We start from the raw sequence: 24,139 nt of genomic DNA on the forward strand, positions 1-24,139 counted from the left end.
GGGCTTTTTGGCGCTGCCTGTTATATTCAGAAATTTACTGTAGAAGGAGACAAAAAAATGGGAGGCTTTTTTGGTGTAGCTTCAAAAACGGACTGTACGTTAGAGTTGTTTTATGGTGTGGATTATCATTCACATCTGGGAACAAGAAGAGGTGGGATGGCAACATTTGGTAAGGACGGATTTCAGCGTGCGATTCATAATATCGAGAATTCGCCATTTCGTACCAAATTTGAGAAAGATGTAGAGGAACTCGAAGGCAACCTTGGAATCGGCTGTATATCAGATTACGAACCGCAGCCGCTGCTGATCCAGTCCCATCTGGGAAGCTTTGCAATCACCACGGTCGGCAAAGTGAATAATATGCCGGAGCTCCTGTCAAAAGTATATGAAAATGGACATACACATTTTCAGGAGATGAGCGGCGGGCAGATCAATGCGACGGAACTGATTGCATCTTTGATCTGCAAAAAGGATTCGATTGTAGAAGGAATCCGATACGTTCAGCAGCTTGTGGATGGTTCCATGACATTGCTTCTGATGACAACTGACGGACTGTATGCGGCGAGAGACCGATATGGACGTACACCGCTCGTGGTTGGCAAAAAAGAAGATGCTCATTGCGTTTCTTTCGAAAATTTTGCCTATATCAATCTGGGCTACACCGAATATAAGGAACTTGGGCCTGCGGAGATTGTATTTATCACACCGGAGAGTGTTGAGACGGTAAGCCCTCCGGGGGAGGAGATGAAGATGTGTTCCTTCCTGTGGGTATACTATGGTTACCCGACTTCTTCCTACGAAGGGGTCAATGTCGAAGAGATGCGCTACAAATGCGGAAGCATGCTTGCGAAAAGGGACGGGGACACTGTATCACCGGATATCGTTGCGGGAGTGCCGGATTCCGGAATCGCGCATGCCATCGGATATGCAAATGAATCAGGCATACCTTATGCAAGACCGTTTATCAAATATACACCAACATGGCCGCGCTCCTTTATGCCGACGAACCAGAACCAGAGGAGTCTGATTGCCAAGATGAAACTGATCCCGGTACAGGCATTGATAGAGAATAAGAAATTACTGCTGATTGATGATTCTATCGTGAGGGGAACCCAGCTCCATGAGACAACCGAGTTCCTGTATCAGAGCGGTGCTAAAGAAGTGCATGTGCGTCCCGCTTGTCCTCCGCTGCTGTTTGGATGTAAATATCTGAATTTTTCCCGTTCCAAGTCCGAACTTGATCTGATAACAAGAAGGATCATTCAGGAAAGAGAAGAGGAAGTAACTCAGGAAGTGCTGGAAGAGTATGCAAACCCCTCCTGCAGCCGATACAATGAGATGGTAGAGGAAGTACGCAGACGCCAGAACTTTACAACACTGCGCTACCACAGGCTGGACGATCTGGTGGAATCTATAGGACTGTCTCCATGTAAACTCTGCACATATTGCTTTGACGGAAAAGAATAGAAGCATCGATTTGAAAAAGGTGAGGCCGCACACGAAGTATGAAAACTTACGTGCGCGGCTTTTTTGGGCATATAATGTAAAATCAGAAATTGTGCAATCTGTCTGCCGCATGCTTTTATAAATAAAGAAAATATATGTTACTGAGTCGAATGTGTAAAACAGATTCGGATCAGGAGCTGACCGCGGATTGTTTACGGACAAACAGTTTGGGAACATATTTGACGGCTATCGTGATGGAAAGCGCTGCTATAAAACCGATGGCCGCTGCTACGACCGCATGGAACAGGTTGGCCGGGTTCCCTTCCTGATAAAACATAAGCACGGTTGATACGGAGGGGAAAGAATATACCGTACCACATGGTGTAAAGATCCCCTGATAAATACCGCCTAAAAAGCTGGCCGTAACCGTAACAGCAAGCAGGGACTTTTTCGGAATACAGATCCCGTACAGTGTCGGTTCCGATACGCCGGAAAACAGTGCTACAAGCGCCGCAGAGAGATATGTGGGACGGTCAGGAGAGTCAGGTTCCGTGATAAATGCTCCCAGAGCCACACCGGCAATGGCCATGGTGCAGACAAAGAAGCTGACCAGATAACCGATGTCCTGTCCGGTATTTCCCAGACTCTCAAGTACAATAGCCGTAAAGATCCAGCTCGTTCCGGTGATTGTCAGGAACGGTGCGAGTGCTGCAAAAACAGCCCAGGATAGTACTGGATTTAAATCCTGCAGTGTAAAAATAAACGTTGAAATCCCATTTCCTGCGATTGTACAGAGCGGACCTACGAATAAGATTCCGATCATTGAAGTCAGCAAAACAGTAACCAGCGGCATAAAAAATGACTGGAATGTTTTCGAAGATATTTTCTCAAGCAGGCCGGTCAGCTTTGACATCAGGTACACCAGAAGCATAGCAGGCAATACCGAATAGGCATAGGAAGCCTTGTATACAGGCAGAAACAGAAACTGGATCTTTTCCTGTGAGTTCAAAAGTTCAATAAGATCCGGCAGCAGGAGAACCGCTGCAGACACCATGGCGAACAGGGGATTGACCTTAAAATGGCAGGCCGATGAGTAAGCCACCAAAATCGGCAGAAAATAAAAGGTGGCATCGCTGACTGCTGCCAGAATTATCTCAGTTTGAGGATAAACGGTAAACAACGGTGTATAGCCGAGCAGAATATTCAAAAGTTTTATAAAACCTGCTGCCATAAGAAGTGGAATAATAGGTTTCATACAGGCTGCAATTGTTTCAAATATTCTGGAAAACAGATGATTTACGCCAAATCTCTTCATAACTTATTCCCCTCTTTCTTTTCTTCCTAATTGTGATTATAATAAAATAAAGTGCAGAAATATATAACAATCCGCACAGAATTTATAAAAATCTTACCAGACGGTGTGGAGACTGCAGGAGACGGACACAGGAGTATCCTACGGTCATAATATGGTACAGGTTTGGCAGCAGGAACAGCGCAGTGATTATATTTGATTGTGAGGGACGTTTATGGAACATATTGAAAGAAACCAGGATAAAATGGAGACGGGAATGTTTCTTGATGAGGACTTTGCGTTCTATATATACGAAAGGCGTATTTCCGATTACCGTGACGGAGAAGTGCTGTCACACTGGCATATTGAACTGGAATTTATTCTTGTCCTGGAAGGATGTCTGGATTATATCGGAGAAAATTCAGAGTATATGCTGTCTGAGGGGCAGGGGGTTCTGGTAAACGGAAATGTCCTTCATTCATACAGGCGGAAAGAAATGAAAGAATGCAGATATCTGGTCATGATTTTTCATCCGTCGCTGCTTGGGTACAGTAATGAAGGCCGAATTTCTAAAAAATATATTTATCCTTACTTTGCGGGAAATAAAACGTTCTTAGACATCTGCCTGTCAGGGGAGGAAGCCTGGCAGAAAGAATATATAAAAGCTGTCTTCGAGGCAGATAGGATATTTGAGGCCCAGGCCAAAGGGTATGAACTTGACCTGCAGATGACGCTGCTAAGGTGCTGGCGGATTCTGTATGAAAATGTGCTGTGCAGCAGGCCCGTCCAGCCGGAGAAAGATACCAAAGATGAACTGATCTACAAAGCAGTGAAATACATACGGGAACATATGGGTGGGAAAATTTACCTGTCAGACATTGCAGATGCGTGCAGCATCAGCAATACAGAATGCTGCAGAATGTTTAAAAGACAGGTGGGGCAGAGCCCTATGGAATATGTGAAAAAGTACAGGATCAAAAGGAGCCTGGATTTTCTGGACCAGAAGGATTACAGTATCATGCAGGTGGCTGAGATGGTGGGATTTGACAGCCAGAGTTATTATACTAAAGTATTCCGCGGTATGATGAAATGCACGCCGCAGGAATATCGGAGGCAGAAAGAGAAAGTAAATCAAGGGGGCGGGATGTGGGAATAGGGGACGCCTGCGCTGCCCGGGAGGGAAAGCTTTGCGGGGAACCTGTCCGATGTTTTCCGGAGCTTTCCACTTGCGAAGAGCCCGTAACATCAAATCGGGAGACTCGCATGGGATCAACGGCATTCACTGTGTAATCCTGATGGATTACACAGCTCAGGCCGTCTCAGGCTTTGCTTCGGAAGCAAAGCCTGCCCATGCGAGTCTCCCGATTTGATGTAACGGGCTCTAATCGCGCGTTCTATGCTCTGGAAAACATCGGACAGGTTCCCCGCAAAGCTTTCCCTCCCGAGTAGCGCAGGCTGGGGGGCCTAAGGCGGTAGGATGGCTGCTGGGGGGAAATTGATAAAATGGTAAAAAACTATTGACTCTGACGGAACGTTATAGGGTATGATATTTATAGATCGCAGTGCTTAACTTTTATGGGGACGGGAGTGAATTGTTTATGCGAGTGACTATTTGGGTGGACAGGAGGGATGAAGGGGATGAAGACAGTGAAGGAGATTTCGAAAATTACGGGGGTTAGTGTGCGTGCACTGCATTATTACGATGAGATTGGGCTTTTGAAGCCTACGGTTAAGAGTGAGGCCGGGTATCGATTTTATGATGATGAGGCTTTGGAGACGCTGCAGCGGATTTTGTTTTTCCGGGAGTTTGATATTCCGCTGAAGGAGATCCGGGATGTTATGAATGATCCGTCTCTTGGGAAACGGGATATTCTGCAGATGCAGAGGAAGATGCTGGTGAGCAAGAAGGAACGGATGGAGCGTCTGATTGCCAGTATTGATGATATTCTGAAAGGAGAAAATAAGATGGATTTTGAAGTATTTAACCGGTCCGAAATCGAGGCAATCTGCCAGTCCACGATTAACCACATGCCGGACTTTCTGAGGGAAAGTATCATCCGGGAATGGGGCGGGATAGAGCAGTGGAAGAAACACTACATCGAGCGTGCCTCAAAAGAGGACATGCAGAAAGGCTATCAGAAATGGATCCAATGGTTCGGAGACAAAGAAAAAGCCCTCGATGCCATGCTCAATCCCCCTTCCCCTGAAGCCGTCCGAGAATGCGAGAAAAAAACTGATGCCCTCCTAAAAAACCTGTCGGCCCAAAAAGACCTTCCCACAGACGCCCCACCCATCCAAAAAATAATATCCGAATACGCCCGTCTAATGAAGCAACTCTACCAAATGAAAAACGAAGCAGGAATCATGCAAACAATAGCCTCAAGCTACAAAACCGATCAGGCCTCCATAACAGACCAAAGATACGGAGAAGGCTCAGCAGAATACTTTGCCAAAGCAATAGAAACCTATTACAAATAACAAAAAAGTCCCGTGAATCCCAGCCCAACTCCGCCCGCACTCCCGTCTGAGCTCCATCAGGAGCGATTCACCATCCGACCTGATGCACCCAGCTTTGCGGAAGGGGAAATGGGAGGGGCGCAAAAGCCCTGTCCTGTTTTGCAGGACATAGAGCGGGCCTACCAGCAGTTAGAGGAAAAACAAAGGATTGCAGGGATGGAAATTGCTCACCAAAGCAATTTCCAAAGAGACCTGAGCCGTTTAAGCATCGGCTTAAACGGTGAATGTCTCTGATTCCCTGCAATCCTTTGTTTTTCCTCTTACTGCTGGTCAGCCCGCGGACCGTCCAGCAAAACAGGACAGGGCTTTTGCGCCCCTCCCATTTCCCCTTCCGCAAAGCGCCCCCGTGCCACCTATCAAGTAAATCGCCCCTAGACCTCTATGCCCCCACTTTTACCGCTGCATGTATAATAAGCCTTCTGTTCCTCCGGTTTAAGATATATGGAAATTTCCTCCGCCTCCAATATCCCCTTCATCCTGCAGTTTTCTTTGACCTTTTCTATGATTTTATCTGCCCGATATTCCTGGTCCTGATACTGAATATATAAGTTTATTCTGCCGGCATCTTCTTGTGCGCAAGGTGCGGCGGCAACCGTACACGCAGCTGTTTCTGTCTGTTTCTTCAGTTTTTTCTTATCAATTCTTTTGCTCATCTTTGTCTGCTCCCTTTTTGTAATGTCTTATGAATTATAGTACTTTTCGGCAAAGAAGTCAAAAATCACTATCTGGGAAAAGGTGCTGCTGCCGTAATTTTTCTCTGGTCTCTTCCATGATCTGATCCGCATTGTTTTCAGCGATATCCAGACCTTCAGCGCTGTAGATACGTGTCTGTTCGATACCAAACATACTGCATAAATTCTCTATATACTGGACCGCCGAATTCTGCGCTCCAATATAACCACCGCAGGTTGTGATATATATGAGTTCCTTTGCACGGCACATGGGGGCCGGGAGTCCTGCTTTTGTATATCCGAATGTAATTCCATTTACACAGATATGCTCGAAATAGACCTTCAGCGAGGACGGAAAAGAGAGGTCCCAATAAGGTGCTCCTACCAGAACCGCATCCGCCTGTGCAAAATCTTTGGCATACTGGTAACCTGGATCTGAGTAATCAAGGTTTTCTATATCTTCATTACGTTTGCTGAGCATCTGGTCCGTAAACGGTATGAGATTTTCTTTCTGTAAATTTACTTCCTGTATCTCCCATTCGTCTGAAAAACGTTCCATATATGTTTCACACAACTGCAGTGTTCTGGACTGTTCTCTTACGCAGGAATTAATAAATAGCAATTTCATAAATATCCTCCATTATATAATCAATTCGTTTCGTAATAAAAAGTAATAGTATTATATCACAGAGCAGAAGAAAATGTGCCCCCTCGTTCCATCAATTGTCTTTTTAAGACGGTCTGATCTGTACGCTTTCGGCGGCCGGAAAAGGCGGGCAGCCAATCTCAGGCTGCCCTTTGCGGTTTGGGAACAGTGATGTGAAATATTGGCTGAAACACCTATAGTTTTTAGTATCAAATCCCGCTAAAGTATTGTATAATGAAGCAAGAAGTTTGAGGAAATGACGATTACAAGCCCACCCCCCGTTGTGGCAGCAGTCAGAGCCATGCAGGCATGGCACGAGCCCGCTGTCTGCGGGTATAAAAGAGCCGGGAAAACCGGCGGCTGCGGATTGGTCTGCAGAGATGAATGAAGAAGACAGGTGAATACAAATGATTGAGAAGGATAAGATTTATCCCGTGATTGTAGATGAAAGTGAAAATATTATATATATATCAGATCCTGAGACATATGAAATCATTTATCTGAATCAGGCAATGAAAGGTACCCTGGATTTAGAACCGGGTAAAGATTACCAGGGAAGGTGCTGCTATGAACTGCTGCAGGGACAGCGTGCACCGTGTTCATTCTGTACCAATGCTCTTTTGACAACGGACAAGTTCTATACGTGGAAACATTTTAACGAAAAGCTGAACAGATATTACAGCCTTAGGGATAAGCTGGTTGAGATCGAAGGACATTTGTACCGTATGGAGATCTGTGTGGATATTACCGAGAGTGAGATGCTGCATAAGAATCTGGAAAGGCAGCTTTCCATTGAAGAGACTCTGGTCCAGTGTATTCATATGCTTACTGACAATTCAGATATCGATATGTCCATGAATGGGCTGCTGCGTATCATCGGAGAGTTTTATCAGGCTGACAGGGCATACATTTTCGAATACAATTATGAGAAGAATATACTGGTCAATACAAACGAATGGTGCAGAGAAGGAATCACACCACAAAAGGAGAATCTTCAGAGTGTTCCTGCAGAGGTGAGTAAGCAGTGGATGGATCTTTTCCACGATTATGGTGCAGTTCACTTGCCTTCTGTCAGACGCAGAGCGGAGGAAAATGCTCCGGAAGCAGATATACTTGAGCAGCAGGGAATAGGCTGTCTGATGGCAGCGCCCATATGGGACGCGGATTCTCGGGGCGAGGATGGGCAGAAGCTGCTCTATGGATTCATTGGCGTAGATGATCCTACACGCGGGGCAGAACATATTAAACTGCTTCAGTCAGTTGCATTTTTTATATATAATGAAATCCAGAAGCGCCGTATGATTATGAAACTCGAAGAGATGAGCAGGATTGATGTTCTTACCGGAATGGGAAACAGAAATTATTATATGGAAAAGCTGGAGAGTCTGGCAAAGCTGGATCTCGGGTCTCTGGGAGTTGTTTTCTGTGACATTAATGGGCTGAAGTATGCAAATGATCATTTCGGACATGCTTACGGTGACAAGATGATTCAGAGTGTTGCAGACGGAGTGAAACAGACTTTTCCCGAGTATGCATACAGAATCGGTGGAGACGAGTTTATTGCACTGTATATCAATGGGACAAAAGAGGCATTTTATAAACGGTTTGAAGCCCTGAAAGATTATGCGCAAAATGAATGTATCTGTGACTTCTCCATGGGAGTGAATTTTGGGGAGGGGAATATTAATGTGGATCAGCTCATTAGCGGCAGTGACAAGATGATGTATACGGAGAAGCAGATCTACTACGATAATACGCTGGAAGGCAGATCCGTACAGCACAGGGCAGCGGCAAGGCAGCTTGTGAATGATATAAAGGAAGGGGACTTCGAAGTCTTTCTACAGCCAAAGATCTACCTGGATACAGGAGAAATGGTTGGTGCCGAAGCTCTGCTAAGACGAAAAAAGGAAGACGGAGATTATTATCTGCCCGAACAGTTTATATCCCTCTATGAAAAGGAAGGCGTCATACAGTTTCTGGACCGTTTTGCATTTGAGGAAGTATGCGGGATACTAAAAGAATGGATAGAAACAGGGGCAGAAGCGGTTCCAGTATCCGTGAATTTTTCCAGAATCAGTCTGATGCAGCGCGGGATAGTACGGGATCTGGCACAGATCAGGGAAAAATACGGAGTTCCTGAAAAACTGCTCGTACTGGAAATTACAGAGAGCATAAGTAAAATGGAACCTCCGGCATTGAAAGAACTCATGAAAGAATTTGAAAAATACCATTTTGTTGTTTCCCTGGATGACTACGGCTATCAATACTCCAACCTGTCTATTTTATCAAACATGGATTTTGTTGAACTAAAGCTGGACAAAAGTCTGGTAGACAACCTGAAAGACAACCCAAAAGCAAGAGTAGTAGTCGAAAATTCCATAGAAATGTGCCGTCAGCTGAACAAAGTAATATCCACGGCAGAAGGAATCGAAAGCAAAGAACAGATGGACATCCTAAAAGGATTCAACTGCGACATGGGGCAGGGTTTCCTCTTCTCCCACCCCCTGCTCAAAAAAGAGTTCTTCCAAAAATACGGCAAACACTCATGACTTAAAACATAAATGATCCGGTCCCCTGACAGCAATTATAACTGCCAGGGGGCCGGATCATTTTAATAGTTACAATCAGGCAGGAGACGGCATTCTATAGATTTAAGGAAGCCTGTTTAATTTAGGGGATAGATATAATCTTTGGAATTGTGATGTAAACTGGAATGAAATACAAATAAATAATCAGTATGGATGCTTATACATGTGTTGCCCGATAATCTCCCGGGCTCTGTCCAGTGATCTTCTTAAATATGGTAAAGAAGTAACTGATATTCACAAATCCGACTGAATTAGCCACTTTCGCCGTCTTCCAGGTTGTGGTAGTAAGAAGATGCAGTGCCTTGGCTATTCTGATGCGGTTCAGATAATCATTGAAAAATTCTCCGGTTTCCCGTGCAAATTCTCTTCCCAGATAGGCGGCGTTGACTTCCATTTCAGCCGCAATCGTTTTTAAAGACAGGTTATCGTTTGTATAATTACTGTTTACATAGGTAAGCGCATTTTGGACCATAAAGGAATAGCTCCCCTCCATGCTTGCATCAGCAGCATGCTCCATCAGGGACAGGAAGAAAATATTCAGTTTCTCCTCTAACTGCAATATGGAATCTGTCCCGCTGATGATCGAAAAGGCGTTTTGCTTTTTCTGTGTAATCTCCGTTTCTGAAAAGGACACCATATATTTTGAATGAAGAACATAGGTTACCAGCTCAATCAGATAATACTTCAGGATATCCATATTTTCCCCATCTCCGGAAGCAAGAATTTCAGTAAAGTAAGTATGGATGGTCGCTTGTATTTTGTCTTTTTCTTCTGCTTCGAGATGCCTCAGGAAATCAGGATAGCTGACGGATGGATAGAAACTGCTGCCTAAAACCTGTGTTTCAATGGAGGTGCCAAGTATGAGTGATTTTTCTATTTTCGAGACAGCGTCATCATATGAAACAGAAATTTCCTGTAAATGATTCGCTTCCATCCCAAGTGCAAAGATGGCAGCCATTTGCATTTCTTCAAGAAGTATGTCAGAGCAGGATTTTAGTGCGGTAAGATAGTCTTCTTCTTTCAGCGTATAAGCAGGATCTTTAAAGATGACAGCGATGACATCAGCCGTATCAGAAACGACATAACATTGGCAGAGCCTGGAACAAATTTCCTGGCAGCGTCCGAGCGCATCCTGTGAAGGGGAGATTTTAACCCTGCTCTCATTCGAGGACTTTGCCCCCTTTTCTTTCACCAACAGTTTTAAGACTCCAACATGCATATGGCTGCAATGTAAAGAGACACTTACTATCTGACATTTCTCACGCAATTCACGGGAATCAATCCGGTTGCGGAGCACCCGGACCAGAACGTTATTGCGAAGGGATTCCAGACTTTCCTGAAATTGCTGCTGGTGCGCGTGCAGGTCATCAAGAAGCTTCACAGACGAGATCACGGTTTGTGTTAATTCATCCTGATTGACGGGCTTCAGCAGATAATTAATGGCACCGAGCTGCATGGCTTTCTGGACATACTGGAAATCATTATATCCACTCAGGATAATGAACGTGGGAGACGATTCCAGATGGGAGCAAAGCTCCATCAGCTCCAGCCCGGTCATGTTAGGCATGGAGATGTCTACAAGCACAAGATCGGGTTTAAGGGATTTGATTGCCAGATAAGCCTTCATGCCGTCTTCTGCTTCCCCTGCAATCTCAATGCCATAGACTTCCCATTCTATGAGGGAATGTAATCCTGTGCGGATAAAGGCTTCATCATCTGCGATGAGTAGTTTGTACATAATCTTCCAACTCCTTTTTTGGTTTTGCCGGCAGTGTGATTGTGACGGTAGTACCCTGGCAGTAGGTACTGTTTACCTGAAGACCGTAATGTTCTCCGAACAGAAGCTGTATGCGGGTGTGGATATTGCGCAGGGCAACACCAAATTCAGGGAATGTCTTACTTCCGCGGATATGTGCATTTAGGTTATTAAGATCCGTTTCATTGATGCCAGGGCCGTTATCCTTTACTGTTATTGTGAGAACCTCGTCCGGGATGGTAAAAAGGATATGAATCTCGAGTGGACGAAGCACAGGTGAGCCGTGTGAAAGTACATTTTCTATAATTGGCTGCAGCGTAAAACGGGGGATCCCATAATAATAAATGTCTGATGGAAGGTCAATATCAACAAAGAGCCTGTCAGGAAAACGGAACTTCTGTAAATCCAGATAAGAGCCGATATATTCAAGTTCGTCTTCTATATAGACGATATCCTGATTAAACTGCACCATCCAGCGGAAGAGGTGCCCAAGTTCCTGAAGCATCTCGGAGGCTTCATAATCATCGTTTTCCAAAGCACGCATACGGATGCTTTCTATGGTATTGGCGAGAAAATGCGGATTGATCTGTGCCTGCAGTGCATAGAGTTCGGCGGTCCTGCGCTGCGTCTCAGCCAGATAATTCTTATTGATATAATCGTTCAGTGTGCTGCTCATTGTATTAAAAGTACGGCTTAGATAACCGATTTCATCCTCTGAATTTACCGGAAGCTGCAGAGAAAAATCGCCTCCGCTGATGCTGCCCATGGCAGATGCAAGGAGCTGAAATTTTTTTGCATAGTGATGATGCAGTATAATAATCACAACAATAATCAAGAGTATCCCACATACGGTAAGCAGGATGGACTGCCTTACGAGATCAGCGGTTTTCTGCTGTAATTTATAGTCAGATACTGAGCCAATTACCTGCAGGCCTGAAAGACTGATTGTCTTCTGATAGACGATGTCCATATCGGGTGCCCATTCCCTGGAAAACCTGTGCCCGATTCTTTCGGCGGAATTGCTGTAGATCACCTGGTTTCCCTCATTCAGCACGAAGTAGTCGCCGTCAGACGCCTCTATGATTTCGCTATAGGTTGCATCAACTGTTGCAGGAGAATAGTTAAACATGAGATAACCCAGCGGGAATTGTTTTGAAGGCAGGCTCATATCAAAAATCTTTGCAATGAAGGTGATGGTAGGCTCCGAAGCCTTGGATGTAGAGATTGTCAGGTAGGGAGGGGCAGAATCATAGATCTCAGTGATAACCTCGGGGGAGTCTTTAAAATCCTGGATATAGGAAAGCTCGTTAAAGTCGAAACCAAGATAGACCTTGCGTCCGCTTTTGGCGGAGTAGGAAAAGCGGTTTTCTCCGTCCGCAGTAAAAAGAATTACATCATCTAATCTTGAGTTGGAATAGGTAAGAGCAGCCATATAATCAGTAATCTTAGTGAGGTGCTCAGGGTTATAGATGTCAGAGGGGTTGCTGCGGGTGGAAGCGATACTGTCGGCAATATATCCGGTGGAATGCAGAAGAGTCCTCTGGTTATAAGTTATATTGTATGAATCCTGAAAGAAGGTAAAAACCTTACCTGTTGCCTCCTGAACCAGAAGACGGTTTTTATCATGAATATTCTGTGAAAGCTGTGTTAAAAGAAGCCCGGTTAATAGAAAAGAAATCACCAGGACGACAAGTACTGTCAGAAAAGATATTTTTTTAAAAATACTGGAATTCTGTAAACGTATTTTATATTTCATAGCTGACAGCTCCTTAGTGTATGATTTGTAAATTAATTCTATAATAAATGAAATGCGATTGCAATAAAGTTTATTATTTTTGAATGAAATCTATAATAAGTAAAATAGAGTATTTTTTTAGGGTGTTGTTTTTGAAATATATTTATAATTATTGAAATTGTGGTTACAAAGCTGATGAAATATAATAAATGTAACAAAACAAAAGGAGGAAGGAAATGAATAAGAAAAGAGTATTGGCAGTATTGGCAATGGTTGGATGCCTGGCAGTTACATCATTGGCGGGATGCGGAAAAAAAGCGGAAGACTCAGACAAGGCCGTAAAAGAGGATCAGACAACGATCACACTTGGTGTATTCGAAACAGATAATATTACCTCAGAGATCTGGGGCGGTATGATCGATTCTTTCGAAAAAGAGCATCCGGAAATTAAGGTGGAAAAGGTGCTTGCCAGCGGTGATGACCGTACGGCATTCTGGAGAACCATGCTGAACAGCGGAGAATTCCCGGATATTGTAGTGGAGGCTTCTAATCTGGCATCCATGGATGTGTTTGCTGAAGTACCGGGAGACGTACAGGAGCTGTTTAACCCGGATCTGCTGATTGAGTACGGCGGAAAGGTTACGACAATACCTGCAAGTGTACAGTACAAAGGACAATGCTACTACAATAAAGCTATTTTCAAAGAGCTCGGATTAGAAGAGCCGAAAACCTGGGATGAATTCCAGAAGGTGTGCCAGACAATTAAAGATGCAGGCAAAGTACCGCTTATGTGCGGCGGCACTGGTGATACATGGGCAACAGGAGCAATGTTCTGGGTAGCAGAAGGCGACACTCAGGTGCAGGCAGCGTACCCGGATTTTGTACAGGGATTGTCAGAAGGCAAGTATAAATGGAACAATGATGTAACCAAGAAAGTAATGACCGAGTATCAGGACATGGTGAAAAAAGGATATTATTATGAAGGTGCTTTATCCCTAAGCTACAGCCAGTGTTCTGAAGCATTCCTGAAAGGGGAAGCTGCGATGCTGATTGACGGTGCCTGGATGAATGCAACACTGGATAGTTCAGGAAATGAAGACTTTGGTGTATTTGCTGTCCCGACAATGGACGGAAGCAAAATAGCAATTGGAAACACTTCATCCTGGGGTGTATATAAAGACAGCAAAAATCAGGATGCAGCATGGGCATTTTTGAAATACATCTATGGCGAAAATACACAGCCATATTCAGACTGGCTGGCATGTGACGGACTGTTCTCTACCACAAAAGAGCCAGTTACATATGAAATGGGACCTGTTACAACAGACTTCCTTGAAAACTTTGACGGATATGAAGTGAAATGTGAGATTAATCAGACTGCAGGTGACTATATCGTGCCGTCAGGAATGCAGTCCTTTATGGATAAATCCCATCAGAATACATTTAACGGAGCAGATGTTTCGAAAGAGCTTGACAGCTGGGATACAGAATATCAGCGGTTAATGGATGCACAATAAAAAGAACAGGTAAAATCAGGAAAAGCTGCTGTAGGTTTGTTGTGAATTTACAGCAACTTTTCTTTTATAGAAAAGGAATAGGCGATATGAAAAAAAATAAAGTATCATTTGGTTTTGCACTTCCAGCATTTATTATTTATACGGGACTGCTTGTGATTCCGATTATTATGGCCTTTTATATAAGTTTTTTTAAATGGAACGGCTTTACAGATATGAAATTTATCGGTATAGAGAACTATGCCAATTTATTTCAGGATACACGTCTGGGGAACTCCGTACAGAATACGCTTATTATAGCAGTTACTGTTATTGTTGTCGTTAACGTTTTAGGACTTTTTCTGGCGATGTTAGTAAATAAAGCGTCAAAGGCTAATAATTTCTTCCGTACCATTTTCTTCATTCCATTTGTACTCAGTGCAGTTGCAATTTCTTTTGTCTGGAAGAGCATCCTTTCCTATAACGGTGTTCTTAACGGACTTTTAGAAGCCATCGGGCAGGACAGCATGATTGGAAACTGGCTGGGACAAAAAGGAACGGCTCTTGTCTGCATCATCATTGTAGAGATCTGGAAAACACTTGGATACCATATGATGCTGTATTTAGCGGCACTGCAGACCGTGCCGGCAGAGCTGTACGAGGCATGTACAGTCGACGGCGGAGGACACTGGAACAAATTCAGAAATGTAACACTGCCATTGATTGTGCCGGGAATGTCGGTCAGTGTGCTGATGAGCATTATCAATGAATTAAGGATATATGATGTCATAAAAATTATGACGGACGGCGGTCCGGGTTATGATACGGAAACCATTGTATATAACATCGTTTCGCAGGGATTCACCAGCAATATAGTCGGTTATTCCTCTGCAATTGCAGTAGTTCTTTTCATAGCAATCGGAGCAATTTCAGTATTTGTTGTAACGGCATTAGGTAAGAAAGAGGTGGAGATGTAATGCATTCAATGAAGAAAAACGCAACAATCACGTTTGTGATTCAAAAGCTGTTATTAGTGGTAGTAGGCATTTTTATGTTTCTGCCGATTTATATAGCATTGGTCAATACTTTTAAAGATTCCGGGATTATTTTAAACGAACCTTTATCATTCCCGCTTCCGCCAATTTTCGACAATATACGGACGGTCCTGGATAGCCCTAACACTGACCTGGTGCAGCTGTATAAGAATACATTTATTCTGGTGTTTGCAGGAACTGCCATCACGATTCTGGTATCGTCTATGGCATCTTATTTCCTGGCAAGGGTTAAAAGCAGGTTCTCTAAAGTACTTAGAATATACTTTTTAGTAGGCTTGATGGTTCCTTATGTAATTATCTATCTGCCGCTCTGTATTTTAATGAGAAATACGGGAATTCCATTTGGAGTGCCCAGTCTGATTTTTATATTTGTTTCGGGAAATATTGCATTTTCCACATTTATGTACACTAATTTTATCCGCGCGCTTCCAGTGGAACTTGAAGAATCGGCTTCCATAGACGGGGCAGGCCCTTTTAAACGCTTTTGGCTGATTCTGTTTCCTCTTTTGAAGCCATGTACTGCGACAATCCTGATTTTTGTCGGCCTTGGAATCTGGAATGACTTCCAGACACCTCTTCTGATGGGACAGGTGCAGACGATTACTGTGGGAATATATACTGCTGTCGGTCCATATTCTGCAAACTGGGGTGTTGTATTCGCTTATGTATTCTTTGCCGCTGCACCGGTAATTGTTCTTTATCTGCTGGCACAGAAGAGCTTTGTTGCAGGACTGACATCAGGAGCTTTGAAAGGATAATGGCATGGCGATTCTAAAACTGAAAGCAGCAGGCAAGGATTATCTGTGGGGAGGCACCCGCTTAATGGATGAATTCCACAAGGAATTCGAGGGGGAGAAGCTGGCAGAAACATGGGAACTGTCCTGTCATGAAGCGGGACAGGTCACGATATTAAATGGCCCGGACCGGGGAAAAACATTAAAGGATTATATACAGGAAAAAGGAAATCGTGTTCTGGGAACAGGATGCAGATCAGAAAAAGAGCTTCCGATTCTGATTAAACTAATTGATGCAAAGGATCAACTGTCGGTACAGGTGCATCCGGATGATGTGTATGCAATGGTACACAGCGGGCAGAAGGGAAAGACCGAAGTCTGGTACATTGTCGACTGCAAAGAGAAGGCATGTATCTATTATGGATTCTCAAGAAGAATATCGAAAGAGGAACTGAAAGAACGCATTGAAAATAAAACACTGATCGATGTGCTGAATAAAGTACGGGTGAAAAAAGGAGACGTATTCTTTATTGAAGCCGGAACAATCCATGCGATCGGCGCGGATATCCTGGTTGCCGAAATTCAGGAAAACTCCAATATTACATACCGTATATATGATTATGGAAGAGTTGGAACGGATGGAAAAGAGAGAAGCCTGGATATAGACAAGGCGCTGGATGTACTGAACATGGAACCGATAGAATCGGTGCAGTCCTTCAGCCCCCACATGGTGTCCTGTGAATACTTTACTGTGGATAAACTGTATCTGGATGGGATTCATATGAAGTCCATGAAGGGATTTGCAGGTCTGGATTCATTTGTTCATTTATTAATAATAGACGGGGACGGCACCATACAGACCAAAGATGATATCCAGCCGCTCTGCAAGGGAGACAGTGTGTTTTTACCGGCAGGGTCGGGAATGTTTGAACTGGACGGAAAACTGGAGGTACTGCTGACCCGGATTCAGGAAAGAGGATAATATATGACAAAGAGAGAACGAGTATATAATGCGCTGTATCATAAACCGGTTGATAAGATTCCAAAGGGAGAACTGGCCATATCACCGGGGTTTGCAGTAAAAATGCTGGGTGGCGGCTATTCGGATGCGTTTCAGGATTTTGAACGCGAGAAGGCGGTCCGGGAGCTGCTGCATATGGATTACATCAATATCGGGGACTGGCCGAGCAGCAGAATTGGAACGTCTGAGAATGGTGATCCGATCTTTCAGAGCAATTATGGTGAGACCTATATTGATAATGGAGTCAGCAAACATATGATTGCTCTTCCATTTGACAGTATTGAAGAGTCGGACTCTTATGAAATACCTGATATCAGTAAAGTATCAGGGGATTTAATCAAACGTTTTGCCGAGGAAACCGATTTATTTGTATTTGCACAGATCGGCGGCCCCATCAGTATGATCAATGAATTGATCGGTATGGAAGAATATATGGTATCTGCGCTGATGAATACGGAAGAAGTCCGTGAGCTGGCGAAGAAGATTATGGTTTATGAGATAGAAAAAGCAAAGCTGTTTATTGACAGCGGGGCAAACGGTATTACGATTGCGGACGATATGGCGTTCAATATGGGACTTTTCCTGCCGCCGTATATTATGGACGAAATTGCCTATCCATTCTATGAAGAAGCAATCCATGAGATTAAGGCATATAAAGATGTTCCGGTCATCCTTCATACGGACGGGAATATTAACGACGCTATGGACAGGATCGTGGAGCTGGGATTTGACGGGCTGCATTCTTTACAGCCTTCCGCGGGAATGGATATTGGAGAGATAAAAGAAAAATATGGTCACAGGCTTTGCCTGATCGGAAATATTGACCTTGATTATATTATGACGTTCTCATCACCGGAAGAGGTAAGGGAGAATGTCAGAATGACAATAAAGTCTGCAGCAAAAGGCAGCGGATATATCCTGAGCACATGTAACACGCTGGTAGATATCATTCCGCCTGAGAATGCAGCTGCAATGTACGAGGAAGCGGAAACATTTGATATGGAGGAAATCTGGAATGGCTGAGAAGAAAAGAGGATATGTGATTCCTCATACACATTGGGACAGGGAATGGAGATATCCTATATGGGAGAACAGGCTGTATCTGCGTGATTTGATGAAAGAACTGATGGAAACACTTGAAAATAATCCGGAGTATAAAAGCTTTTTGATGGATGGTCAGGCCGTTGCTGTGCTGGATTATCTTGAAGTGTGTCCGGAAGACAGGGAGCGGCTTGAGGGGCTCATTCAAAACGGACGGATTCAGGTAGGCCCATGGTATACACTGCCTGATTTATATCCGGTTTCGGGGGAATCTATAGTCAGGAATCTGCAAAGAGGCAGGATGGAGTCTGAAAAGTTAGGGGGCTGCCTGACGGTTGGTTATGAGTCTTTTGGCTGGGGGCAGCCTTCACAGCTTCCTCAAGTATATAAAGGCTTCGGGATTGATACAGTGATTGTCTCAAAGAATGTAGATAAATCCAGGGCACCAAGAAGTGAATTCAAGTGGATTGGCGCAGATGGTACAGCGGTTCTGGCAACCAGGCTCGGCGATGATGCCAGGGCTAATTTCTTTATGAATGCATATCTGGAAGTTATGACTGGAAAAGCATATAAGACGGAAGAATACGAATATGAATATGGAAAGGACGGACAGATATACCATCAGGCTGACGGCAGTCAGTATATACAGGATTATTTCCGATTAGAGGCGACAGAATGTATACATAAGGAAAAGATTAAGGATGCAGCCAAAAAAGCATGGGAGGGGATGAAGGACTCCTGGCTGGAAGATGACCGGGCGATGATGGATGGAACAGATTCCACGACAGGGCAGCCGCAGCTAATGGCCCTGCTTGCAGAGATGAATCAGCAGAGCGAAGACGTCGAGTTCATGAGTTCATCCATAGAAGAATATGTTTCCGTGTTAAAAGAAAAGCTTCCGATGGATCAGTTACTGGAGATACATGGAGAGATGCGGGACGGCCCGACAACATCCCTGTCAGGTAATGCGCTGATGACCAGACCTCATATTAAAATGATGAATAAGAAGGTGGAGAGTAAGCTGTTTGGACAGGCAGAACCATTCTCTACTGTTCTCTATATGATGACCGGAGAATATGAGGGAGATTTCCTTGGTAAGGCGCTGGATTACATGCTGCTTTCCCATCCTCACGACTCGATCAATGGTGTGACACAGGATAAGACCGTAGATGATGTTGTGTATCGCTTATCACAGGCGGAAGAAATTGCTGACACAGTTTATAACCGCAGTCTGCAGCAGATACTGCGCAGCATTGATTTTTCCGATTATAGCCGGGAGGATATCGTGTTTGTGGTATTTAATCCGAGTGCCAGACCAAGGAAGGAGATACTCCAGATTAATATTGATACTCCGCAGACAAGGAATATATGGGATTTCCACATCATGGACAGTGACGGCAACCTCAGGGAGCAGCAGGAAATCGCAAGAACAGAGGCCGCGTACCCAGTGGTGCATCTTCACTCCAGGCCGTATCCATATTATACGGACCGTCATAACGTATGGTTTGACACAGGGATGATTCCGGCAGGAGGATATCAGGTTTACCATATAACAGAGAACAGTACATTCAACAGAAAGACAAAGTTTTGGGCTAAGACCCGTAAAACCAAAGGCGAAGAAATAGGGCTCGGCTGCGACCGGATGGACAATGGAATTCTGAATGTCAAAGTCAATCAGGATGGCGGCATCACCATACAGGACAGAAGAACCGGTGAGCTGTATAAGAACCTGAACTATTATGAGAGCACAGGAGATGTGGGTGATTACTGGATGTATTACCCGCCTTACAACAACAGTACTTATGTAAGCAGAGGGCTGAATGCACGTATTTATATGACGGATAATGGCAGCCTCTCATCAACGATTGCGGCAGAGATTCAGATGGAACTGCCGAAATACGCTCACAGACCGGAAAATTATATTCACGGAGAAAGCTGCAGAAGTGAAGAACAGGGGATTGTAAAGATCGTTACCTATTATACGCTGCAAAAGGGCAGCAGCCAGGTGGATGTAAAGGTAGAACTTGATAATGCGTGCAGGGATCATAAAATGAGCGTGGTAATGGATGTTAATGTGGATACAAGGACAGTGGATGCACAGGGACATTTTACCGTGGATCACCGTAATGCGGAGCCTCTTAAGGATAAAGAAGGAGCATTTTATAACGAGCTTCTGACACAGCCTATGCAGAACTTTGTATCTGTCTGCAGCGGGTCCCGGGGACTTGGGGTGATTACAGACTGTCTGGGCGAGTATGAACTTAGAAAATCAGGAGAACTATCCCTCACGCTGTTCCGTGCAGTCAGAAACATCATCTGTACAGAATTCAGAAGCGAAGGGGCCTTTCCAAATCAGGACGGCGGGCAGCTTCAGCGGGTTCTGGAGTATCATTATGCGATTGTCCCGCAGGCAGATACTTATGAGAAAGAAAACTTCGCAGAACGTGCAGAAGCATTTAAGGTTCCGCTTAAACCTGTTCAGACATCTGTGCCCAATGCCGGTGCAGGGAGTCTTCCGCAGAAATATTCATTTTATGAAATAAAAGGAAATGTATGCTTATCCTGTATGAAAAAGGCGGATCAGGATGAAGGCGTTATCTTCAGGTTATACAACTTGTCTGAAAAAGAAGAAAATGCCACACTTTCATTAGGAAGCATGATAAAAGCGGCATATATTACGGATTTGAAGGAAGAGGTAATAGAAGAACTCAGTACAGACGGCAGACAGGTTGACCTACAGATCGAAGGTAATAAAATCTGTACCTTGAAACTGCTGTTTGAGCAGAAAAAAGCAGAGTAGGAGATTAGACGTGAAAAAACAGTATCCGGGAATCGGGCATATAGAAAATATGAATGAATTAGCGCAGACCTCTGACGGGAGTTTCATGTGCGGAAAAGACGGAGTTGAAGCAATTTTTACCCCGGCAGACAGAAAAGTAGAGTTTGTAGCTTTCCAGGAGAAAACAATGTGCCTGGTTAAGTCAGCCATGGGATATCCGGCCTGGTACAGAGTGCCGGAAGTACAGTATGAGGGGCCTGCCAAAGCTATTTTGATGGACCTGGACGGAACCAGTGTAAGAAGCGAGGCATTTTGGATGTGGATTATTGAGCAGACAATCGCGAAATTACTAAAGAATCCTCGTTTTGAACTGGAGAAGGAGGATGAGCCTCATGTTTCCGGGCATTCTGTTTCGGAGCATCTGCAGTATTGTATCGATAAATATTGTCCGGGAAAAAGTATCATAGAGGCCAGAAGCCATTATTTTGAAATCACAGAATATGAGATGAATGAAATTATGGAAGGAAGGGGCCGGAAGGAAGCCTTTACACCAGCCCCGGGTCTGAAGGAATTTCTTGAGGAAGTAAAAGCAAATGGTATCAGGATCGGTCTTGTTACCTCTGGTTTGTATACGAAGGCAATGCCCGAGATCATTTCCGCTTTCAGAACTTTAAATATGGGAGATCCGCTGGACTTTTATGATGCCGTGATTACGGCGGGGCAAACGTTTAAAAAAGGACAGCCGGGTACCATCGGAGAGCTGGCCCCCAAACCCCACCCATGGCTGTATTCTGAGACAGCAAAGGTCGGTCTTGGAATTACAGAGGAAGAAAAATGCCGTGTTGTAGGCTTCGAGGATTCATCGGCCGGGATTATGTCAATCCGTCTGGCGGGGTTTGAGGCCATTGGAATTAACGGCGGCAATATCCATGCCAGTGGAATGGATTCGCTGTGTATGAAGCAATATGACCTGCTGCAGGATGCACTGCCGCTTCTGCTTGGGAAATAGACTAAATGTAGTAGGAGAGGCGGCTGTCCAGCCATACATTGGTGGGGACGGAAGCACCAGAGTAACCAGCCCAACGCAGGTGGACAGCCCATTAGAAGAATTGAGAAGAATTCTGGGAGAAGAAGTATGTATTGAATTTGTGGGGGATGAAAAGATTGACACCCGCAATAATCCCATAGGGCAGATGGAAATGGAGCTCACAGAAAAGGCGGGTTCAATTCCACCAATAATTCCTTTTTCTTTCCCGATAAGAGAAAAAGCACCGGAAATATCAATATTGCCTGTAGGCGGCGGAGATACAGACTCTATCATGTCGACCTCAGTCTCGTTCATAAGGGGCAGCAAATCTTTAATGTGGCCGCAGGCATGATGGATCAGCATCTTATATAGCACCCGAACTCCGGGTGAATTGGCTGCCTCTGAAAATATGTAGCCTTCAGTCAGGCTGCCCACAGGTGTTTCATATATTATAGATTTCCTGCAGATAGGCCAATTCACCTGTCTTTTGTATACTGTGAGGAAGGAAATCCCAGTAATATGCCAGAAAGGGGGACCAGGCAAGCCGGTCAGTTTCCTTTCCTGAAATAGAGCGCAGAATCCGTTCTTTAGGTGTGAAGTTATTTTCGTAAATGTGATTGCCTCCTGAGATTAAATTGATATACTTATTATATAAGGCGGGATATTTGAAACTGAGTGAGATGGCTGATTATGCGGGGTATTCTCCGAATCAGCTTATTCGTCTTTTAAAAAAAAGAGTTGTCTTGTACACCGATACAATATTTCTTGCAGAAAAAAATAGAATGTGCGAAAAGCCAGCTTGTATACAGCAGCAGGAGTATCCGTGAGATTTCTGACAGCCTGGGGTTTCATGACGAAAATTATTTTGGCAAGGTCTTTAAAAGACAGGTCGGATGCAGTCCGGGCAGCTATCGGTACAGAAAGTATAACCCGGATAAATGGGGGGCGTTGGGGCCAAAACAAAATAAGGAGGAGTCGGAATGAAGCATTACCTTGTAAAGCATAAGCAGAAAAAGGCGTGTGTATGCAACTCTTTTGAACCAAAGGGAAAGACAGGGAAAAAGCTGTTGGGTAACGGATGTACACTATACCATGATATTCCATATGGAAGCAGATTTCCAAATGGCTTTTTAGATATCTATGCACAGCCTGATGCAGGAGACAAAGGGTACTGTACTTATTTTTATATCCATGGAGGCGGATATGCATTGGGGGACAAGACGGATGGGGATCCGAATGCAAAAGGCGATGACCATGATTGGTTTTTTCTTGAATTTATGAAAGCAGGTTATAACATCGTTTCTGTTAATTATGCATTAGCTCCGGAGTATTTTTATCCTACGCCCATTATTCAGATCGGGGAGGCAGTTAAATTTTTAAAAGCTTATGGCCTGGAGTACGGAATCAGAATGGATCGTATCATTATGGGCGGAGGAAGTGCCGGCGGACAGCTGGCAGGCCAGTTTGTCAATATACAGACAAATGCGGCATATGCGGAAGAGATGGGAATGAAGGCCGTGCTAGATAGAGGGGATATCAAAGCAGTACTATTTAACTCGGCACTTCTGGATAACGAACGGTTTGGAAAAACGGATAGTGCAGCTATAAATTTCCTGTTTATAAGGTGCGGCAGGGCTTATTTTAATAGCAGAAAGTTATCCGGCAATCAGAGGGTCATACAGTCTGATGTAATAAAAAATGTAACGGAAGAATTTCCGCCCTCCTTCCTGTCAGATGGCAACTTGGGAAGTTTTACAGACCAGAACCGGGATCTTGCAAAGCGTTTAAGCCAGCTGCATGTGAAGAATGTGCTGAATATATATTCTAAAACAGAAGCAAAGCTTGGACACGCATTTGAATTTATGGGAGATAAATATGGCCGGGAGAACTTAAAAAAGATGTTAGATTTTTTGGAGGAGCTGGGCGTAAACCAATGAAGTTTATAGTGAAAAAGAAGGGAATCCTGCCAAATTATAAAAATAAAAAACATTTTTTCACGTCGCTTGAATAAAAAAATGAGTTTAGGTATTGATTTTTTCCGTCAGGTATGATACTATATCACTCGTGTCAGAGATGACGCGGGTGTAGTTCAATGGTAGAACACCAGCCTTCCAAGCTGGATACGTGGGTTCGATTCCCATCACCCGCTTAGAAAAAGCCTTATATCAAACGGAGATCCGGATTTGATATAAGGTTTTTCTTTTTATGCGGGATGAAGATTCGGCATAATAGATAAGAAAATAAGCGAACAGCAGGAACGACCGATATCTGATAAATAAGTAAATCTTGTAAGATAAAGATTTTAGTAAATTTCCAGAGAATTTCATGGATTTTCGCAA

General features: G+C 44.1%; 18 protein-coding genes and 1 tRNA gene. 14 read left to right on the forward strand and 5 right to left on the reverse strand.

Annotated features, from left to right (window positions below):
- The first annotated feature begins 57 nt into the window (after positions 1-57).
- A complete protein-coding gene (locus HMPREF0240_RS21000; RefSeq protein ID WP_009005410.1) occupies positions 58-1,467 on the forward strand; it encodes an amidophosphoribosyltransferase in 1,410 nt (469 codons plus the stop codon).
- Between the two features lie 169 nt (positions 1,468-1,636).
- On the opposite strand, the gene HMPREF0240_RS21005 is transcribed toward HMPREF0240_RS21000, so the two are convergent.
- On the reverse strand, positions 1,637-2,761 hold the full coding sequence (locus HMPREF0240_RS21005; RefSeq protein ID WP_009005411.1) for a PTS transporter subunit EIIC: 1,125 nt from the start codon (positions 2,759-2,761) through the stop codon (positions 1,637-1,639).
- Between the two features lie 211 nt (positions 2,762-2,972).
- Between HMPREF0240_RS21005 and HMPREF0240_RS21010 the strand changes: the two genes are divergently transcribed.
- Both HMPREF0240_RS21010 and HMPREF0240_RS21015 read left to right on the forward strand, forming a co-directional pair.
- Positions 2,973-3,893, forward strand: coding sequence for an AraC family transcriptional regulator (locus HMPREF0240_RS21010; RefSeq protein WP_009005412.1), 921 nt, complete (start codon positions 2,973-2,975; stop codon positions 3,891-3,893).
- A 482-nt stretch (positions 3,894-4,375) separates the two neighbouring features.
- Positions 4,376-5,215 carry a MerR family transcriptional regulator gene (locus HMPREF0240_RS21015; RefSeq protein ID WP_009005413.1) on the forward strand — a complete coding sequence of 280 codons (840 nt, stop codon included), beginning with the start codon at positions 4,376-4,378 and terminating at the stop codon, positions 5,213-5,215.
- Between the two features lie 410 nt (positions 5,216-5,625).
- On the opposite strand, the gene HMPREF0240_RS21020 is transcribed toward HMPREF0240_RS21015, so the two are convergent.
- Positions 5,626-5,931 (reverse strand): DUF6465 family protein, encoded by a 306-nt coding sequence (locus tag HMPREF0240_RS21020; protein WP_278245616.1) that lies wholly within the window; start codon positions 5,929-5,931, stop codon positions 5,626-5,628.
- A 34-nt stretch (positions 5,932-5,965) separates the two neighbouring features.
- Positions 5,966-6,553, reverse strand: coding sequence for an NAD(P)H-dependent oxidoreductase (locus HMPREF0240_RS21025; protein WP_009005415.1), 588 nt, complete (start codon positions 6,551-6,553; stop codon positions 5,966-5,968).
- Positions 6,554-6,978: 425 nt separating this feature from the next.
- Between HMPREF0240_RS21025 and HMPREF0240_RS21030 the strand changes: the two genes are divergently transcribed.
- The gene (locus HMPREF0240_RS21030; protein WP_009005416.1) at positions 6,979-9,120 is read left to right on the forward strand and encodes a bifunctional diguanylate cyclase/phosphodiesterase; all 2,142 of its coding nucleotides are present in this window, start codon (positions 6,979-6,981) and stop codon (positions 9,118-9,120) included.
- A gap of 196 nt (positions 9,121-9,316) precedes the next feature.
- Here the strand turns inward: HMPREF0240_RS21030 and HMPREF0240_RS21035 are convergent, their stop codons facing one another.
- On the reverse strand, positions 9,317-10,897 hold the full coding sequence (locus tag HMPREF0240_RS21035; protein ID WP_009005417.1) for a response regulator: 1,581 nt from the start codon (positions 10,895-10,897) through the stop codon (positions 9,317-9,319).
- On the reverse strand, positions 10,872-12,671 hold the full coding sequence (locus tag HMPREF0240_RS21040) for a sensor histidine kinase (RefSeq protein WP_009005418.1): 1,800 nt from the start codon (positions 12,669-12,671) through the stop codon (positions 10,872-10,874). Before HMPREF0240_RS21040 ends, HMPREF0240_RS21035 begins: the two co-directional genes overlap by 26 nt.
- 215 nt (positions 12,672-12,886) lie before the next feature.
- On the opposite strand from HMPREF0240_RS21040, the gene HMPREF0240_RS21045 reads away from it, so the two are divergent.
- The 10 genes from HMPREF0240_RS21045 (at position 12,887) to HMPREF0240_RS21095 (ending at position 23,949) form a co-directional block, all read left to right on the forward strand.
- Positions 12,887-14,167 (forward strand): extracellular solute-binding protein, encoded by a 1,281-nt coding sequence (locus HMPREF0240_RS21045; protein ID WP_009005419.1) that lies wholly within the window; start codon positions 12,887-12,889, stop codon positions 14,165-14,167.
- An 86-nt stretch (positions 14,168-14,253) separates the two neighbouring features.
- Positions 14,254-15,120 carry a sugar ABC transporter permease gene (locus HMPREF0240_RS21050; RefSeq protein WP_009005420.1) on the forward strand — a complete coding sequence of 289 codons (867 nt, stop codon included), beginning with the start codon at positions 14,254-14,256 and terminating at the stop codon, positions 15,118-15,120.
- The gene (locus tag HMPREF0240_RS21055; protein ID WP_009005421.1) at positions 15,120-15,956 is read left to right on the forward strand and encodes an ABC transporter permease subunit; all 837 of its coding nucleotides are present in this window, start codon (positions 15,120-15,122) and stop codon (positions 15,954-15,956) included. The genes HMPREF0240_RS21050 and HMPREF0240_RS21055 overlap by 1 nt, the downstream gene beginning before the upstream one ends.
- Before the next feature lie 4 nt (positions 15,957-15,960).
- Entirely contained in the window at positions 15,961-16,914 is a 954-nt protein-coding gene (locus tag HMPREF0240_RS21060) for a type I phosphomannose isomerase catalytic subunit (RefSeq protein WP_009005422.1), read from the forward strand.
- A gap of 3 nt (positions 16,915-16,917) precedes the next feature.
- Positions 16,918-17,976: a uroporphyrinogen decarboxylase family protein gene (locus HMPREF0240_RS21065; protein WP_035314491.1), complete on the forward strand. Its 1,059-nt coding sequence runs from the start codon at positions 16,918-16,920 to the stop codon at positions 17,974-17,976.
- Positions 17,969-20,794 (forward strand): glycoside hydrolase family 38 C-terminal domain-containing protein, encoded by a 2,826-nt coding sequence (locus HMPREF0240_RS21070; RefSeq protein ID WP_009005424.1) that lies wholly within the window; start codon positions 17,969-17,971, stop codon positions 20,792-20,794. The genes HMPREF0240_RS21065 and HMPREF0240_RS21070 overlap by 8 nt, the downstream gene beginning before the upstream one ends.
- A 10-nt stretch (positions 20,795-20,804) precedes the next feature.
- Entirely contained in the window at positions 20,805-21,782 is a 978-nt protein-coding gene (locus HMPREF0240_RS21075; RefSeq protein WP_009005425.1) for an HAD family phosphatase, read from the forward strand.
- Positions 21,783-21,882: 100 nt separating this feature from the next.
- The gene (locus tag HMPREF0240_RS21080) at positions 21,883-22,152 is read left to right on the forward strand and encodes a hypothetical protein (protein WP_157290712.1); all 270 of its coding nucleotides are present in this window, start codon (positions 21,883-21,885) and stop codon (positions 22,150-22,152) included.
- Between the two features lie 628 nt (positions 22,153-22,780).
- Positions 22,781-23,737 (forward strand): alpha/beta hydrolase, encoded by a 957-nt coding sequence (locus HMPREF0240_RS21090; RefSeq protein ID WP_009005428.1) that lies wholly within the window; start codon positions 22,781-22,783, stop codon positions 23,735-23,737.
- Between the two features lie 141 nt (positions 23,738-23,878).
- Positions 23,879-23,949: transfer RNA gene (locus HMPREF0240_RS21095), tRNA-Gly, on the forward strand.
- The last annotated feature ends 190 nt before the right edge of the window (positions 23,950-24,139 follow it).

This window comes from Clostridium sp. D5 (assembly GCF_000190355.1).
In the GTDB taxonomy this organism is placed as follows: Bacteria; Bacillota; Clostridia; order Lachnospirales; family Lachnospiraceae; genus Faecalicatena; species Faecalicatena fissicatena_A.

Excerpts from the sequence above, each read along its gene's own strand:
- HMPREF0240_RS21000 (WP_009005410.1), top strand. The coding sequence starts at position 58 with ATGGGAGGCTTTTTTGGTGTAGCTTCAAAAACGGACTGTACGTTAGAG.
- HMPREF0240_RS21005 (WP_009005411.1), bottom strand. The coding sequence starts at position 2,761 with ATGAAGAGATTTGGCGTAAATCATCTGTTTTCCAGAATATTTGAAACA.
- HMPREF0240_RS21010 (WP_009005412.1), top strand. The coding sequence starts at position 2,973 with ATGGAACATATTGAAAGAAACCAGGATAAAATGGAGACGGGAATGTTT.
- HMPREF0240_RS21015 (WP_009005413.1), top strand. The coding sequence starts at position 4,376 with ATGAAGACAGTGAAGGAGATTTCGAAAATTACGGGGGTTAGTGTGCGT.
- HMPREF0240_RS21025 (WP_009005415.1), bottom strand. The coding sequence starts at position 6,553 with ATGAAATTGCTATTTATTAATTCCTGCGTAAGAGAACAGTCCAGAACA.
- HMPREF0240_RS21030 (WP_009005416.1), top strand. The coding sequence starts at position 6,979 with ATGATTGAGAAGGATAAGATTTATCCCGTGATTGTAGATGAAAGTGAA.
- HMPREF0240_RS21035 (WP_009005417.1), bottom strand. The coding sequence starts at position 10,897 with ATGTACAAACTACTCATCGCAGATGATGAAGCCTTTATCCGCACAGGA.
- HMPREF0240_RS21040 (WP_009005418.1), bottom strand. The coding sequence starts at position 12,671 with ATGAAATATAAAATACGTTTACAGAATTCCAGTATTTTTAAAAAAATA.
- HMPREF0240_RS21045 (WP_009005419.1), top strand. The coding sequence starts at position 12,887 with ATGAATAAGAAAAGAGTATTGGCAGTATTGGCAATGGTTGGATGCCTG.
- HMPREF0240_RS21050 (WP_009005420.1), top strand. The coding sequence starts at position 14,254 with ATGAAAAAAAATAAAGTATCATTTGGTTTTGCACTTCCAGCATTTATT.
- HMPREF0240_RS21055 (WP_009005421.1), top strand. The coding sequence starts at position 15,120 with ATGCATTCAATGAAGAAAAACGCAACAATCACGTTTGTGATTCAAAAG.
- HMPREF0240_RS21060 (WP_009005422.1), top strand. The coding sequence starts at position 15,961 with ATGGCGATTCTAAAACTGAAAGCAGCAGGCAAGGATTATCTGTGGGGA.
- HMPREF0240_RS21065 (WP_035314491.1), top strand. The coding sequence starts at position 16,918 with ATGACAAAGAGAGAACGAGTATATAATGCGCTGTATCATAAACCGGTT.
- HMPREF0240_RS21070 (WP_009005424.1), top strand. The coding sequence starts at position 17,969 with ATGGCTGAGAAGAAAAGAGGATATGTGATTCCTCATACACATTGGGAC.
- HMPREF0240_RS21090 (WP_009005428.1), top strand. The coding sequence starts at position 22,781 with ATGAAGCATTACCTTGTAAAGCATAAGCAGAAAAAGGCGTGTGTATGC.